Genomic DNA, 1,408 nt, shown 5'->3' on the forward strand with positions numbered 1-1,408 from the left:
ACTCGCGGCCCGAGGGTGTGGGTGCGGATGGGGTCGAGGAGCCGTGGCGTCGGCATGCGGCGGGTTCGTTGGCGGTCGGTGCGGGTTCGGCCGACGTCGTGCCCGTGGCGGTGGGTGACTGGCCGCCGGCCGGCGCGGAGGCCGTCGACCTCGACGGTTTCTACGAGCAGGCGGAGACGCTGGGTTTCGCCTACGGGCCGCTGTTCCGCGGCCTTCGCCGGGCCTGGCGGCACGACGGCGACCTGCTCGCGGAGGTCGCCCTGACCGAGGGCCCGGAGGTGCGGGCCACCGGGTTCGGGATGCACCCCGCACTGCTGGACGCAGCGGTGCAGGCTGTCGGCCTGACGTCGGCGGAGACCGGCGGGACCCGGCTTCCGTTCTCCTGGTCGGGGGTGTCGCTGCACGTCTCCGGCGCGTCGAGCGCCAGGGTGCGGGTTTCCGCGGCCGGTCCGGACGCGGTCTCCCTGCAGCTGTCGGACCTCTCGGGGCGGACGTTGGCCTCGGTGGCGTCCCTCCTGCTCCGGCCGGTCTCGGCCGAGCAGATCGAGGCGGCGGGCACGGCTGCGACCGCGCCGCTCTTCGCCCTCGACTGGCCCGAGCTTCCGCCGGTCGCCACCGCCGTCGCCACCGCGACCGGCCCCGGTGCTGCCGCACGGTACGCCGTGGTGGGTGCGGATGCCTTCGGGCTCGCGACCGGCCTGCCTGCGGACCAGGGCACGGTCGACAGCCACGCGGACCTCGATCACCTGCTGTCCGCCGTCGCCTCGGGAGCGGATGTTCCCGACATGGTGCTCCTGCCGGTTCCCGGGCTCGCCGTAGCCGGCTCCGCGACGACCGGCTCCGATGTGGCCGCTGCCGTCCGTACGGTGACGACGGACGTGCTCGCCGCACTCCAGCGCTGGTTCGACACCGAGTGGGCATCGCGCGTCCCGCTGGTGGTGGTGACTGCTGGTGCGGTGGGTGTGGGGTCGGGGTCGGATGTGGTGGATCTCGGTGGTGCTGCGGTGTGGGGGTTGGTGCGTTCGGCGCAGGCGGAGTTTGCGGGTCGTCTGGTGCTGGTGGATGTGGAGGGTGCCGGGTGTTCGGTGGGGTTGTTGGCGGGTGTGGTGGGTCTGGGTGAGCCGCAGGTGGCGGTGCGTGGTGGTGTGGTGCGGGTGCCGCGGTTGGTGCGGGTGTCGGGTGTTGCGGGTGCTGTGAGTGTGCCGGGCGGCCAGGGTGGTTCGGGGGAGGTTGTTTCTTCGGGTGGGTTGGCCGGGGGGACGGTGTTGGTGACGGGTGGTACGGGGGCGTTGGGTCGTGTGGTGGCGCGGCATCTGGTGGTGGGGCACGGGGTGCGGCGTTTGGTGTTGGTGAGTCGTTCGGGGGCGGCTGCGGTTGGGGTGGGGGAGTTGTGCGGGGAGTTGGAGGG

Annotated in this window: 1 protein-coding gene; it reads left to right on the forward strand. The window is 73.2% G+C overall.

Features of this window, described 5'->3' with window-relative positions:
* Positions 1 to 1,408 (forward strand): polyketide synthase dehydratase domain-containing protein (locus ACWDRR_RS44450; RefSeq protein ID WP_449778044.1); only part of this gene is annotated, 1,408 nt, incomplete at both ends.

The organism is Kitasatospora sp. NPDC003701 (genome assembly GCF_053587085.1).